13 protein-coding genes are annotated in these 15,758 nt (G+C 37.7%); all 13 read left to right on the top strand.

The features are described 5' to 3' along the window. Window positions 1–59 precede the first annotated feature (59 nt). The 13 genes from AVJ19_RS21970 (at window position 60) to AVJ19_RS00150 (ending at window position 15,750) form a co-directional block, all read left to right on the top strand. A complete protein-coding gene (locus AVJ19_RS21970; RefSeq protein WP_162626509.1) occupies window positions 60–2,615 on the top strand; it encodes a lipase chaperone in 2,556 nt (851 codons plus the stop codon). Between the two features lie 3 nt (window positions 2,616–2,618). Then, a complete protein-coding gene (locus tag AVJ19_RS00210; protein WP_111857832.1) occupies window positions 2,619–3,920 on the top strand; it encodes a hypothetical protein in 1,302 nt (433 codons plus the stop codon). A gap of 143 nt (window positions 3,921–4,063) precedes the next feature. Beyond that, window positions 4,064–10,444, top strand: coding sequence for an SNF2-related protein (locus AVJ19_RS00205; RefSeq protein ID WP_111857831.1), 6,381 nt, complete (start codon window positions 4,064–4,066; stop codon window positions 10,442–10,444). A gap of 7 nt (window positions 10,445–10,451) precedes the next feature. Beyond that, complete coding sequence (locus AVJ19_RS00200) at window positions 10,452–10,895, top strand: hypothetical protein (protein ID WP_111857830.1); 444 nt, start codon at window positions 10,452–10,454, stop codon at window positions 10,893–10,895. Window positions 10,896–11,093: 198 nt separating this feature from the next. Beyond that, window positions 11,094–11,486, top strand: coding sequence for a hypothetical protein (locus AVJ19_RS00195; protein ID WP_111857829.1), 393 nt, complete (start codon window positions 11,094–11,096; stop codon window positions 11,484–11,486). A gap of 3 nt (window positions 11,487–11,489) precedes the next feature. Continuing rightward, a complete protein-coding gene (locus AVJ19_RS00190; RefSeq protein ID WP_162626508.1) occupies window positions 11,490–11,894 on the top strand; it encodes a hypothetical protein in 405 nt (134 codons plus the stop codon). 1 nt (window position 11,895) lies between these two features. Continuing rightward, window positions 11,896–12,150: a hypothetical protein gene (locus tag AVJ19_RS00185; protein ID WP_111857827.1), complete on the top strand. Its 255-nt coding sequence runs from the start codon at window positions 11,896–11,898 to the stop codon at window positions 12,148–12,150. A 326-nt stretch (window positions 12,151–12,476) separates the two neighbouring features. Next, a complete protein-coding gene (locus tag AVJ19_RS00180; protein WP_111857826.1) occupies window positions 12,477–13,271 on the top strand; it encodes a hypothetical protein in 795 nt (264 codons plus the stop codon). Then, on the top strand, window positions 13,268–13,987 hold the full coding sequence (locus AVJ19_RS00175; protein ID WP_111857825.1) for a hypothetical protein: 720 nt from the start codon (window positions 13,268–13,270) through the stop codon (window positions 13,985–13,987). The genes AVJ19_RS00180 and AVJ19_RS00175 overlap by 4 nt, the downstream gene beginning before the upstream one ends. A 228-nt stretch (window positions 13,988–14,215) precedes the next feature. Then, on the top strand, window positions 14,216–14,653 hold the full coding sequence (locus AVJ19_RS00165; RefSeq protein ID WP_228203252.1) for a hypothetical protein: 438 nt from the start codon (window positions 14,216–14,218) through the stop codon (window positions 14,651–14,653). Window positions 14,654–14,657: 4 nt separating this feature from the next. Continuing rightward, window positions 14,658–14,945, top strand: a complete 288-nt coding sequence (locus AVJ19_RS00160) for a hypothetical protein (RefSeq protein WP_111857822.1) — start codon at window positions 14,658–14,660, stop codon at window positions 14,943–14,945. Further along, entirely contained in the window at window positions 14,926–15,561 is a 636-nt protein-coding gene (locus AVJ19_RS00155; RefSeq protein ID WP_111857821.1) for a lysozyme, read from the top strand. The genes AVJ19_RS00160 and AVJ19_RS00155 overlap by 20 nt, the downstream gene beginning before the upstream one ends. 9 nt (window positions 15,562–15,570) lie before the next feature. Beyond that, window positions 15,571–15,750, top strand: a complete 180-nt coding sequence (locus tag AVJ19_RS00150) for a hypothetical protein (protein WP_111857820.1) — start codon at window positions 15,571–15,573, stop codon at window positions 15,748–15,750. The last annotated feature ends 8 nt before the right edge of the window (window positions 15,751–15,758 follow it).

Genomic DNA, 15,758 nt, shown 5'->3' with positions numbered 1-15,758 from the left:
TTAATAAAATAAATTTAGTCAATGATAAGTCCATTCTTTGAAAAAATGGGCTACATACGATGGCTAAGCACGATGTTTTTAAGGTACAGCACGAAACAGGGACAACCCGTTCAATACAGTTTGCCAATGGCACGGTTACACAAGACCGTTGTATTGCAAATATTGGAGAGTTACAGGGTCAAAGTCGTAATATTCCCGCAATTTTGTGTGATGGTGCAGTTGAACAAGACCATTGGAATATCGTTAATTTAGTTGATGAAAACGGTATGTTTTTAAATCATGTTGCTGTCCGTGGTGCAGTCAGTGAAAATCAACAAAATGAATTAATTGAACGTTATTTTCAACCAATTTTAGCGGATAGTGTAGTCCATAGTAGCCATGTATTAACGGACGGCGGTTTACAGCGTTTTTTAGATGAAAAATTAACGCCAAGTAATACAGATTTTTTACTTTTAGATGATGCAAACCACTTTAATCATCGAGTCACAAAAATAACGCCGTTATGGGATGAAGATCAAATCACATCGCATAACGGGCGTGTTGGTGAATTTCTACTTGATATGGTTCGTCATGATGATCAAGCAGAACTTTTAGAGCATGTTACGCCACAGGACCTTATTGCAATTTTGCTTGACGGCACAGAAGGTATGTTGGCTGATGCCATGATGCTTGAATATAAGCAATTTGATCGAGTTATTAAAAAACTGGGCGATGCTTTACAAAAACAAGGTGATCAGGAATTTAATGTTGCAAATGTTACGCCTATTGCGCCATTCAAAAAAAATGGCGTGGTCAATGTTGGTGTAATTTTTGAAATGAATGATACGCAGACCGTCACTGTATTATTCAATAATCCAGACAGCACACCCGCTAAACTTACGCCGTCCGATGTTTTGACTTCATGGAAATGGATGTTAAATAAACGTGATGTAACAGCAGCTTTACAACCGAAAGCCAAAGAATCAACACGCTATACACTGATTGCAAAACGTATGATGCAGCTTTTAGTTAAAAATCATGGTCGCTTTCAGCGTGCAGCAGGCGAGCGTTTGCGTATTGATCGTGAATTACAAGAAGCACAAACCCTTGTGGATCAGAAGAAACAAACATTGCTTGATATGGATCAGCAAATCGCTGATGAGCAGGCAAAAATTGATGCATTTATGGCTGAAAAACAGCAGAATAATAATGCCGATGTAACGCCAGATACAAAAATGCAGACATTAATGGAAAAGCTGAAATCTTTAGGATTTACGGCAGAAAATGGCTTAAATGGACTTTCTAAAGAAAATATCGCTGTCAGCTTAGACTGGACAGGGGAAAAAGCAGTTGTTGCAGTAGATAACAAACAAGTCTTTGTATCCGAAAGCGAAGATGAAACCATTGATTTTGTTAAGTCTGAACTATCAAAGAATACAACTTCTCGAATTAATGATCAGTATGATATTGAAGTAATGGCGGCGGAAGTCGCAAAAGATGCTGAAATGAAATATTACGCTGATGAAGATAGTCGAGGTAAAGCAGAGTTAATCAAAAATGCAATGGCTTACATTAAATTTGATTTGCCAAAGGGTATTAAATTTGGTGATTTTCAGAAACTTGTAGAGTTAAATTTAAATGATGTAACAGAGCCAGAGGGTACGTCATCTGAAGAACCAGAACAAGACTTAATCAATGATTGGGAAAACAAAATCCCGCCTGAATTAGATCAAGAAAAGTTTAAACAAGGTATGGATTTTATTCAAAAACACATTGAAAAAAATGGTATTGACTGGAATACAGCAGATGCTTTTAAGTTTGTAGCAAACACAAGTCTTAAATTTTTAGGTGCAGACCAATCAATTGCTGAATTTGCGGATGTAACCAGTTCATTAATTAATACTGGAAATACCATGTCACGCCAATTATTTGCGATTCACACAAATGGTAAAGTGGTTTTAGGTTCAAAAGGCAAAAAAGCATCGCAAGAAGCTTTAGAGCAATACGCACTTGAGCATTTTACAGCAGAACAACAGCAAGCATTTACTGAACAGCAAAAACAAGCTGAAATTGAACGCGTAAAAGCCAAGCAGCAAGAAACCCTAAACGATATTAAGCTTGAAATTGTGAGTATTTGGAATGCATTAAAAGATGATAAATATTTGATTTTAGATTGGATGAAAAAAGGTTTTCGTCCTCAACCAACCAAAGTTGGTGCAATTATGCGCTTTAAGTTTGTTAATGGAGATAGTTATTACCCATTTCAAAATAATAAAACATATCGCTCACTGGAACGCATGATCAAAGCATCTAATCAAATTTACGGATCATTTGAAAATGCTTTAATTGAATTGGGTGCGTGGAAACCTGAAACCGCAGTACCAGAACAACAGCCTGAAGAAGTAACACCAGACACAACAGCACAACCTGAAACCGCAGCCGCACCAGAACAATCACCCGATGAAACATACTTAAATCAAGTGATTCAAGGTTCAATTGATTTATCTGGTCAGGATGTAGGGGATCGTTTAGAGCAAATCGGCGAGAATTTACCACCAGAGCTTGAGCCTTTATTTGAACAAGCGGCAGATGCCTATGCAGCATTTGCAATTGAAAATGCAAAACGTGCGGGGTAAGCCATGTTGAAGCCACTTGAGAAAATTAAGCTTTCTAAGGAAAGCACAAGCATTGTTGATACTTTGCTCAATGGTTCGCCTAAAGCTTTAGAGAAAATTAAGCTTTCTAAGCGATTAACTGAGATTACAGCGTTATTAATGGGTTCGGGTAGTCAGCAGACCACCGAAGCCCCAAGCGTTGATTTATCGCCGTTTGAAGCGATTGTAAACTCTAATGAAATCACGCTTGATACGTTGGGCGGTGCAATTGCAAGTACAAAACAGATCTTAGATAGAAATTTGACTGTGCCAAGTATTTTATTACAAGCCGCTGAAGTGGTAAGTGATAAATTAAACAGTGAATCATTTTTCGACTCGATGACTACAGATGAAAAAAATGATTTCCTGAAAATGTCGCATGAATTATCCGATTTGTTAGATCCAGAGCATATTGAAAGTATTGAGATTAACGATGTTTTGGCACAAACGGCGGATACAAGTGCAATCAGTACCGCAGATCCAAGCCAACAAGACTTAATCGACAATAACTATCAGACAGGCAAAATCAAGATCAATGGCTTAAACATTGCAATTGAAAATCCTATCGGGTCGGTGCGTTCTGGTACATCGTCAAGCGGTGTGGAATGGCAAACAGAAATGACAGCACATTATGGCTACATTGAAGGCACAAAAGGCGCAGACGGTGACGAAGTAGACGTATTTGTTTTACCAGGTATTAGTCCCGCATACATCGGTACATATTTTGTCATTTTTCAGAATGATGAGAACGGTAATTTTGATGAACATAAAGTCATTATTGGTGCGCCGTCCCGTATTGTTGCAGCACAAGTTTATCGAGAACATTATGATGAGCAGTGGTCAGGCATGGGGCAAATTGTTGAATATTCTTATGAGGGATTGCTTCAATTTTTAGAAGATTTGAAGCATGAAACTGATTATTCAACGGGTGCATTCTATGATGCATGGTCTGCTGATGGTGTGTATGAGTTTGTGCCAGTATCTAAAATCATCACTGAAAATGCACCAGACTTAAAAGAAGCCAAGATCAGTCGTGAAGATCCAATTGTTGTATATGAGCGTATGAATCAATATTACATGGTACATGGCCATGAACGTATAGCTTTAGCTGAAACACGTAAAGAACGCATGGTCCCATGCATTATTTTTCATGATGAAGATGGTATTAATTGGCAAATCATTAAAGCAGCGATACGCCGTGCAGGGTCGCCAGTTGATCCAGTAAGCTTAGGTGCTTTGTTGCAAGATGAAGTTGAGAAAAAATCCTTAAATAGCTTAGTCGCTTAAAGTAGATCCCCGCAAGTCGGGGATTTTTATAAATCACATATATGATTATATGATTATATGATTATTTTTTTAGGAATATCCAAAAACGCATTTTTATAACTTCATCAAACTCAAAAGGATTTTTTCTATTTTGAGTTTTCAAAATGCCTAAAAGTAACCCGTCAGTTTTAAATGCTTTAGATACCTTTATCGAAGCAAGCCGCAAAATGAAAGAACAGCTTAATCCGCTGCCAGAGCCGCAAGGTCGTTATGGTTTTAAAGAAACCAAAGTTACCCCATCGGTACGTCAAAAAGCCAATAACAAAGCAGTTGAAACCATGCGTTTGATTGATGGTACTGGGGAAAGTGCCACAGAAGAACAAAAAGAAATTTTATCGAAATACACAGGTAAAGGCGGTAATTTAGAGGTTGAGGGTGTTAAAGGCAGTCAATACGAATACTACACACCCAAGCCACTTGCTGATCAAATGTGGTCGCTACTTAATGATATGGGCTTTGATGGTGGTTTAGTCTTAGATCCGTCAGCGGGTACAGGTATTTTTGCAGCGGGTCGCCCTGAAAATGTGGTGATGCAGAGTGTTGAATTGAACGATGTATCGGGAAAAATCAATGCATTGGTCAATGATGAAAGTAATCATAATGTCATTGTTAGCCCATTTGAAAAAGTCGCAGCGCAAACCGCTGATAATACCTATGATGCAATCATTACCAACGTGCCGTTTGGCTCTAATGCAGATCGTGGAGCTAATCCACAATACGATATTTACGACAAAGATCCGCTAGATTCTTATTTCGTAAAACGCTCAATCGACAAATTAAAGCACGGTAAATTGGCAATCTTCATTGCTCATACTAAGTTAATGACAGGTGCATCATTTCGTAAATTCCGTCATCAAATTTCACTTAAAGCTGAATTGGTTGGTGCATATCGTTTGCCGACAAGTATTTTCCACAGTACAGGTGCAGACGTTGTAACGGATCTATTGGTTTATCGCAAACATAGCGAAGAAATGACTGATAAAATTCAGCAACTTTATGAAAACGGCGGCTTAGAAACCTTAACTGAATCCCGTGTTTTAGATAAAGATATTATTGACGGCAAATACTTCAAAACAGAAGGGAAAAAATTCGTACTTGGTGAAATTACCAAAGTGGCCAACTTCCGAAATAAAGCGGAAGAAATCGAAAAAGTTGTCAATAATGATAGCTTGCCAAACATCCTTAAACTAATTAAACGCTTTCCAGATAGCCGTATTAATTTTGAAACCTTAAACCTTGCTGAAGTGCCGCAAACATTGCCAGTACAAGAGGGTGATGTGCGTGTCATGGCGGGTACAACATTCGAGTATCAAAATGGCAAATGGACACCATCTAAAACCATCGCACGTTTTAGTCATGAGTCTGACTTTGAAACGCCATTAGCTGCATATAACGCACGTATGACACATGATCATTTAACGCAAATGATCGGTTATTGCCAATCTTCAGGTAAAAACCCGCCTGAATGGGTACAAAAGCTGTCTAATGTTGTAAGCGAACCTAAACAAAATGCGAATTTTAATGCCTGGTTGACGATTTTATCTGTTAAGCACGTATTAGATACCGTTGGCCGTGTTGATAATTACGCTGAAGCATTCCCAGAGCTTACATCGGGCATGGTGACACATGCAGCACTGATCAATCAGAACCAAATCAAACACACACTGTTTAAAACAGAATTACGTCAAGCCAACATTGCATTTGATAGCAATGGTACAAATGGCTTATCGGATCATTGGTATGGCAAATCAATCAATTTAGATATTCAACTTAATGCCAAAGAAGCCTATGAAAATGCGATTTATCGCGGACAGGCAGATAATTGGATGGTTGATATTGCGGAAATTCGTAAATCAGATCCTAATTTTAACCCATTAACCAATGATGACTATGCAATCAATGCAGATGGTACAAAAGTATCCTTAAACCGTGACTATTACACAGGCAATCACGGCGATTTCTTGGCACGTATTGATGAACAAATCAAAAATGCCACAGATCCAGAAATCAAAGGCAAATTGATCAAACAGCGACAGAAATCCTTTGAATTTACCCATAATGTTGATGTAACCAAATTGAATCTTGGTTTACGTGCGACAAACGTAGATTTTCAAACCAAAGCCGAATTTTTAGGTGCATACGGTGGGGCTGATGTTGTCACTGATTTAGATGGGAAAATTACATTAGCGCAGAAAGCAGAAAGCTTAGATTTTGTTTTAAGACGTTACAAATATGATGGTGCAGACAAAGCACGTAAAGATCATCGAGTTCAGGCATATTTTTTAAATCGTATTTTAGATTCGTTAAATAACGGTTCAAATTTCCATATCAAAGCAAAAAAAGACTCACTGACGCAAGCACAGTTTGATTTTATTTATGCTGAATTATTGGAATATGCAAAAGAAATGGATTCCACATTTAACGCATATTTGCAGTCTAATGTTGGGTTTATGGACCTGTTAAATCAGAAGATTAACGATCCAAAACACAAGGAAATGACGACTGAGTTAGATGACAGTCCGTTAGAAATCACAGGCTTTAACCCAAAGCTTGACACATTCAAAGGTATGAATACCTACCAAAACGAAGAAGTACGCCGTTTATCACGCCGTTTTGAGGGGATTACTGCATTTGATGTGGGATTGGGTAAAACCATGACTTCCATCGCTGTAACGCAAGCCATGCACAATATTGGTGTTAAAAAACGCACCATGTTTGTTGTGCCAAGTCATACCATTTCAAAATGGTACAAAGACATGAAAATGTGTCTGGACAATGTAGACGATGTTTTGGTGATTGGTAGTGATGAAAACCGCTTAGATGGGATTAAGTCGGGTAATTATCCAAAGGATCTAAACTTACTGCTGTCTAAGCCATATCGTAAAATCATCATTACATCCGATGCATTTACCATGATCCCGTTAAAAGATCAGACTGTTATGGATTTTTACGGATTTAAATTGGATGGTGTAGAAAAAGACAAGGATATTGAAAAAGCCAAAGCCTTTATTGCAAAAAAAGAAGCTATCTTGCAGAAAAATAAAGGGCAATATCCATTTTTTGAAGATCTAAGCATTGATAGCATCGTATTTGATGAAGCACAAATGTTTAAAAATGGTGATGCTGCTGAAGGTGACTCGAATTTTCAGCGTATTTCGGGGCTTTCATTGCTTGCTGAAAGTCAGCTATCAGGTCGTGCGATTTCAGCAAAAGTGAAGTCTTGGTATGTACGTGGTCAAAATGAGTTAAATGACGGCGTAGTATTGCTTACAGCGACACCGATCACCAATAGCCCCGCTGAAATTATGACAATGTTATCGCTTGCTGTTGGTGATGAAAAAGCCCGCCGTATGTTAGGTGGTGCAGCGATTAATTCAGTTGATGACTTTTTAAGTACCTTTGCTCATACCGAGCTACTACAAAGCAAAGACATTACGGGCTATCTGAAAAACGAAGAAACCTTCACAGGCTTTAAAAACGTTGAATTGCTTAAAAATGCCTTGCATACCATCGCCAACGTCCAAACAGCCAAAGAACGTGGTTTAAAGATTCCCGATCAAGAAGATGTAAAAACGCAAATTGATTTGCCAGAATCCGAAAAAAATGTCTTAGACATGATGAAAGATGCCTATATCACAGCGCGACAAGTCACTAAAGGCGGTGGTTTAGGTGTAAGTGAGGATGCTATGGCAAATCTGGACAAAGTTTCCGAAATGCTGGGCGAACCAATGGACCTTATTGCAAGCCCATTTAATCTGATCTCTAAAATGTCCGACATTATTTTGATGGGTGAAGATATTGCTGTCACCCGGTCATTTGTGGTGGATATTGATGCAGATGGTATTCCTATGGCGGGGAAAGTTGCAGATCTATTCAACAAAAAAGCCATTAAGGTTGAAACCGAACGTAATTTTCCACTGGTACAGCCTGAAGATATGCGTGTAAAACGTATGGCGAAAGACTTTGGCGACAATACACTTTATGAAGTGACAGCACGTTGTTTTGTCGATGAAGATAAAAACCAATTACGTTTAACAGTGAATGATTCAAAGGCTATTGCGGCACTACTTGAAATTGCGGATAAAGAAAAGCTTTCTGTTAAGCCGAAATTGTCAGCAAAGGTCCAAGCATTTTTGGAAAACTTTAAACTTGAGTTGGCAAATCCACTATATTTCGGACATTCAAAGCAGCTTGTTTTCTGTGACACTGTTTCAATGCATCACATCATCAAAAAGGCATTGGTTGAATATTGCGGTGTACCCGCTGCAAAAATTGCAATTTTAAACGCACAAACCAAGCCCGATGGTAAAGTTGGAAAGCCTAGCACGGATGACGTTCAAACGATTCAGGATGAATTTGCAGAAAACAAATTCACCGTTGTTATTGCAAATAAAAAAGCAGACACAGGGATTGACTTACAAAAAGGTACGCAAGCACTCCACCATTTAACAACAGGATGGACACCAGACAGCCTACAGCAGCGCAATGGTCGTGGTATTCGTCAAGGTAACACCCAAAAATCTGTACGTGTTTATTTCTATAATGCTAATGGCACATTTGATGAATATAAAGTTCAGGTGGTAAGCGGGAAAGCCAATTGGATTGATCATTTAATGGATAAAAAAGAGGATACAGAAGGAACGGTTAAGGTATCTCAAGCATTAAGTGATGATGAATATGACTTGATGATTCAAGCGGATAGCCCAGAAAAAGTCACTGAACTTTTAAAAGAGCGTGAAATCCGTGAGCAAAAAAACCGCCGTGATCGAGCAGTTAAACAAAGCACTTTACTGGGTAATATTGCCAAAAAAGCGGCTGAAAATGCGGGACAAACCAAAGTACAAGTTATTTCTGATCAAATTAAGGCAGATTATCGCAAATATGCCTTATTGATGATGGAAGATGATAAGGCAAAAACATCGGAAGAACGTGCAGAAATTTTAAAGCGTAAGCAAGATATTATTAAACCGTATGACGGCATTATCCCTAACAACATTGTGATCAATTGGGATAAAAGCTTTGCTTGGAAAGTTCAACAAAAAAGTATTGATAACATGTCTGTTCAATCTTTAGGCTCGACACATTTCGGCGTTACGAATGATATTATCAGTGGTATGCCGCAGCGGATCATTGATTCAGAAAAGGGCGAGTTATATCAACGCTTCAAAGATTCACATGAGTCAATTCAGCGCATGGCTGAAACCTCTATGAAGCAGTATTTAGACTATGCAGATAGTCCATTTACCCAGATCGAAAAACAAGCTTTATTCAATGGCACGGCTGTATTACTTGAAGATGGGACAGTGCGTAAAGCGGGTGATATTTGTCAAGCAACGGTGGGCGGTAATTTGTTATACGGCGTATTCCGTGTTGAAAATGGTATTGAAATTGCACCACGTTTAAGTACAACATCATGGGTGACACCAAAAGATATTGCACCAATTGCGCCACAGGATCGTCAAAAAGCAATTGATGATTTTGTGGAATTTGAAAAAATCGAAATGGTCAAGCTCAATGTTTATTCTTATGAATCATTGTCTAAACGTGATGCTACTGATATTCGCCGTTTTAGTTCTATTTTTCCAGAAGTAGAAGCTGCTGTTTTAAAAGCATTAACTGAAGAACAAGCACAATGGATTGATCAGAATACAACGGTACGTTTGCGTTCAATTAAATTAAAAAATGGCTTGTATTATTGGCATGAAAGTATTTATAACGAACTTTATGTTGATAATCCAGATCTTGTAAAAGCCTACAATTCTAAATTTGATGGTTTAATCAAAGATGTAATATTGGATGATGATCATGTCCCATGCCTGGTAGTCCCAAATGCAAAATTAAATGATTTTGTGCGTGATACTTTGCTTAAAGACCAATTTATGTTGGATGAAATATTTTATATTGCTCAAAAACATAATCATAAAATTAAGTTTAGAGATCCATCATCATCAAAAGCAGCGCATGAATATTTTCTTGAAAACCAAAGTCAAGTTAATGCCAATATTATTGAACAAATTAACAATGAAAGCTCTCGTTTGTACCCATTTGATACAGTTTTATCGGATGAGCAAAAAGCAGATATTGCCAAGTCAATCGCAGTAAATAGTTTAATTGAGGCTGAAAATTCAGAAGTCTTTTTAGAAAATGTGATGAATACGCATACATTCAAAGAACTTTTGAAAAAATATGCAGTTGATGCGTCTAGTCCTGAAGGTATGGTGAAAAAATATACCAAATTGCATACAGGGCTTGGGCGATTTAAAAATCAAAAAATTACTGGTGTGGCATTTATTGGTAATGGTTCATTTGGTAATTCATTTAGAACTGATTACAAAGATCGTATGAAAACCTATGCCACATCACAGCGTAAAAACTGTGTGTGGGATAATAGGAATACTCGTTGGATTATAGAACCTGAAGTGATGTTATGGATGATGCAGCAAGACTGGTTTAAACTTGATTCAGTAGAATTTTTTGAAGAATAGGTGAAACATGAACATTAATAAATTAACGCCAGAGCCAGAAAGCCTAAAGCCCATTGTGGACCATGTGACAGCGGTTTTAAATCAAAACGGCGTGACTGATTATGTGAGTACAGTAATCAGCAACATGAAAGAAAATGCACAATTGTTGGCTAAAAACCATGTGGACGCATGGATTGGCTACGGCGCATATTTGCCCGCAGTAGAGCGTGTTATTGCACTCAATGCAGGTGAAACGGAGGATTCATTCTATGAGCGCACGCAATATCCCGTGCATGTCGTGGAAGCCTACACTGTACCAAATGATGATTTGGCAACGTTGGTTGCAGCCGATCAGTTCTATAAAATGCACCGCCGTTTAGTACCATGTACGACTACAGTTTGGTCGCTGAATGATGATGAGCAACATTTTATTAATTTAGATGAATATGAAAACCGACTGAAATATATCTAAGTTTCATTAATTTAGATCCCGCTTAGTGCGGGATTTATTTTAAATCATAAAACTACTTATATGATTATATGATTATATGATTATATGATTATATGATTATATGATTATATGATTATATGATTATATGATTATATGATTGCATTCCTAATAAGAGTAAAGCATAATCAGAACAGTTAAGAAGCAAATGGAATAAAAAATATGGATTTAAATTTAAGTTTAGAAAGTTTTCTCAATGAAAATCTATTAAATGATTGGGGTAATTTTTCTATGGAATCACTGCCGTATAATGTGCATAGTTTTATTGAAAGTGAAGCCCGTGCGTATTGCGGGGTCAATCACATGCTTAGCAGCCAGGATATTGTGCAGCACTGGGGCAGTGGTGAAAAATATCATGAATGGCGTGATGAAAAAAGCAAATTTGCCAAAGAAGTCAATTTAATGTTTTTAGTTGGTAAAGTGAGTGCCTTACAACAAGTATGGCGCATGAATCAGATCCAAAATTACGGTAAAAAACCATCACAAGTAGAAAAAATTGATTCTAAACAATTTGCACAAGATATTTTAGATAATGCAATGGATACATGGGAATAAAACATGATGTACCAGGACTTAATCGCTATGCAAGAACAATATCTTGCAGTAGAAAATGAAAAAATTAAGGCTTCAGGATATGAAGATCATTGGTTGCTTACAATGGATGATCTAAGAAGCGATGAGCATGTTTCAGCTTTGTTGATACAATGGTTAGAAAAAAACCCAATACCAAAATTTACTACACACAAAGACTATGATCATGCTGTAGAAAAGGCTTACTGGGCTTTACGCAAAGATGAAGCGTGTACATTTTTTTTAGAAGGTGTATATCCACTTCATGTCCCATCTTATCGCTACAATATTGAGCAAGCTATTTTAGGTCGTGCAGATGGTACAATGTTAGCCGCTTCAATGGCGTATGTGGAGAAACTAATGACAAATCAAGTTAAATTAGGCGGTGCTTAAAATGGAAGAAATGCGTTTAAACTATGTCGCAAATAAAATTATTGAAGTGTTTCAAGAAGCTTTTCCCGATGATACAGGGTATATAGCATCGAAAAAATATCGCCTTGCTGAATTTGGCGAAGATAAAGCAGGGACATTCTACTGGGCGATAGATCAATTAGATGATAAGAATTTTGATGCACTGTGTAACAAATTAGGAATTGAAAACAATCCTTCATACTTTCATATTTTCAAAACAATTATGCAAAAGCTTTAAATTAAAGTTATATAAATTTAAAAGCCCGCAATTGCGGGCTTTTTGCTACCTTTTTGGGGTAGTAACAAGACAGTATCTTTAAGCTGCTTATATGGCAGTAAAAAATTTAACTCACATGTTTTTTCTAAGCTGCCTGTGCGGCAGTGAAAACATCAATACGGAGTCGAGCTATCGTTTCACATTTCTAAGCTGCCTGTACGGCAGTAACTAGGAATAGTTATAACCATGTTAAGAATAAAAATCAAGCACTAAGACTAGGAATATGCAAAAAATCTAAAAATTAATCGCTTTTAGACTCTAAAAATCGGAATTAGAGATTTTTAGTCATGGGTTACAAGGTTGAGCCAACAGAGCAGCCTGTTAATGAGCCTGCACTTGCGCCAGTAGAAAGCTTAGAAAAATTAAACGGACTCAATAAGAAATTACAGTTCCGTGTTCGTTTGTGTGATGTAGAAGGAAATCCACTTGAGGGTTCTACAGAACAGGTTGTATGTGTTGCATTAAGCGGTGAAAAACCAATTGAAAATCAGTATTCAACACCATTCGATAATAGTAATCCAGAGCATCGGCTACCCACTTTGATGGGGCAATTACAATCAGGTGAATGGTTAAATACTTTAGATGCAGTGATCAGCGCCATTCCTTTTGTTGGCGCATTGTCTGACGAGCAAAGAAAACAATTAAGTACATTAACAGGGCGAAGCAACTTAACTAAAGTTAATTCAGTCCAAGTTTTTACATCGACAGCATCCATCCATTTACCTATGACGCTTTTATTTGAGGCTTGGGCAGATGCTAAAACTGAAGTTGAAGATCAAATTTCATTACTTGAACAGTGGGCTTCGCCAGAAAAGCTTAGTGAAAAATCAATCATTTCTAACGTTGCTCAAGAACGCTCTATAGAATCCTTTTTCCCTTCCCTAGTACCGCCTTATGTCGCTGTCTATTACGGCGGTAAACGCTATGCACCGATGTTAATTCAGTCTGTTAGCGCACCCATTGTTGCACCAATGGATCGAGATGCAAATCGACTACTTGTGCAAGTACAAGCAACATTTATCAGTCGTACTGCATGGGACAAAACCGACATTCAAAAACTTTATTCAGGGGTTGGGTCATGAGCTTTACTAATATTGAAATTGGCAAAAGCCACTATGACTTATGCCATTTACGTGTATCAAATATTTTACAAATGGCAAAAATCCGCCCAGATTTTTACGAAAAACAACTTACACAAGCGATTTATACAATTGCACCGAACAATAAAGATCCTCAATACGCATTAAAAATGAGTGTTCAAGAGCGTTATGCCATTCTTTTGAGCTATTTACAACTTGTTGAGAATCGACTCGATGATGATGTGCAAATTTCTGAATATTTAGGTGAGGATCTAACGAATTTTAGTCATGAACGAATTGAAATTAATAACATTTCTGTACGACCTTTAAACGGCTTAGAAGCCCATGCACTAGAGGAAGGTTGTGAAACTACAATTGATTGGATTATGGGTGCAATGGCGATTCAAATCGGTTGTGATGAATTACCACCAGTCGATGATTTTACCAACCTTAATTTTACTAAAAATCTAATAAAAACCCGTATTGATCAACTATCCAAATTAGAAATATGGCGATTTAACGAGCTTTTTAACACGTATCTACACATCGAAAATCAATTTAACAGCCTGGTTAATATTGTTTTTGATAATGGAATTGTCTTGCGAAAAATAAACGGGGGTACAGATGATGCGCCGTTGCGATTTCGCATTACTTCCGCATTCACAGGACATGCAAACGACATACTATCAATCGCTTATGAAGATGATCCAGATATTTAGCTATGACAGCGACATAAGTTTTGATGCTGTTTTAGACCTACCGTTTTTCTTCATACATGACTATTACGAGTCTGAAGCTTGGAAGATCAAAAAACAGCTAAAAGCTAATGATGATCAAATGAAGAAAAATGAGATTCAGCTTTTACTCAACATTCAAAACTTATTGCGAGGTCGGTAATGACTAGATCACTGGTTTTGGGCTTGATGTGGCGGATAATGTGGTTTTTCTTGCCGCTAATAAGCGAAGTAGCTTTGGCAAGCAATCCAAACCGACCAAACAGCCTATTTACAAATGAAACACTGCGGTCAGCCGCAAGTATTTATAGCGATGCTATTTTACTTGTGTCCTGCCTTATGTTGTTGATTTTAGGGTCAACGATTGGCTATTTCTTCCCAACGCCACGTTACGGCGCAAAGCCATACCCTAAACCGCTAAAACTACTAATTTCTATATTTGGTGGTGTTCTAGCATTCATTTATTACATCCATACCGAAAACAATATCACGCCTGCTGTAGTGATTTGGGTTGCGGGTGTTTCTTTTGTTTCCCCTGCAATCATTCATCTTTTTCATGCAGCGGCAATCAAAATCACAGGTTCAAAACTAGATGTTACGGATGAAGATATTGACCGTATTAGTCAATCTTTTGATCGTGATCGGGAGTAATGACATGGATCTATACGAATTTTTGACATTTAAGAATGTCGTTTGCTTATTGGTGGTGTTTGTGACAGCGATTGTGGTTTTAGCACCACATCACATCTTTGATACATCGACATGTAAACGCACGATTTACGCCGTTTTAATCATGCTTTCAGCACAATTTTTCTTAATAGATAAAACTCTTTTTGGATGCTTATTGAGTTTTATTTTACTGACAGCTTGGTTATCGAACATTGTTTTAAAAAAACTTCACAGCTTTAGGATGGAGATCCCACATGAACAGCACCGTAAATAATATTGAAGTTGTTGCACAGGCTTTTTCTTGGTTACGTGCAATGTCGGGCAATTCACTAACTCAAGATCAAGTGATTGCGGGCGACAAAATCATTGATCAATTGGGATTTCCTGTATTTGCTGAATTGATCAATTACAAGCATGAGCCTGAGCGTTCAGGCGTAACAGGTCAGTATGATATTTCTGACATGGGTTACAACATGATTAAGAATTTTGAGGGTTTAGAACTCAAAGCCTACCCAGATTCAGGCGGTATCTGGACAATTGGACACGGCACAATACGCTATCCGAATGGTAATAAAGTGCAAAAAGGCGATACATGTACGGCGGGTCAGGCACTTGAATGGCTCAAAAATGATTGTCGTTGGGTCGATGCCTGTCTTGATCGTTATGTGACTGCCAAAATCTCACAAAATCAGTTTGATGCATTGGCTTCCTTTATTTACAACGTGGGCGAAACAGCATTTAAAAACAGCACTATGCTTCGTTTAATTAATGCGAATGAACTCAGATCAGCAGCTAATCAGTTTGATGTATGGGTGAATGTAAAAGGTAAGCGTATTCAGGGTTTAGTCAATCGCCGTACCGCTGAAAAACGCCATTTTTTAGGGATTTAGGTAAAAATCATGAAAGTTATTCAACGTGGAATACCAAAAAATACAACTCACCAAACACAATGCCGTCATTGCAATTCTGTTTTAGAGTTTCAGGAAAGTGAAGCCAAAACGATCAATGACCGTAATGAGCTTTGTATGGTGGTGAATTGCCCAATTTGCAAAAACGATATTTATATCGCAAAGAAGTAGGTATAAAG

Source organism: Acinetobacter sp. CFCC 10889 (genome assembly GCF_003268395.1).
GTDB lineage: Bacteria > Pseudomonadota > Gammaproteobacteria > Pseudomonadales > Moraxellaceae > Acinetobacter.
This window is presented reverse-complemented; position numbering and strand designations above follow the sequence as displayed.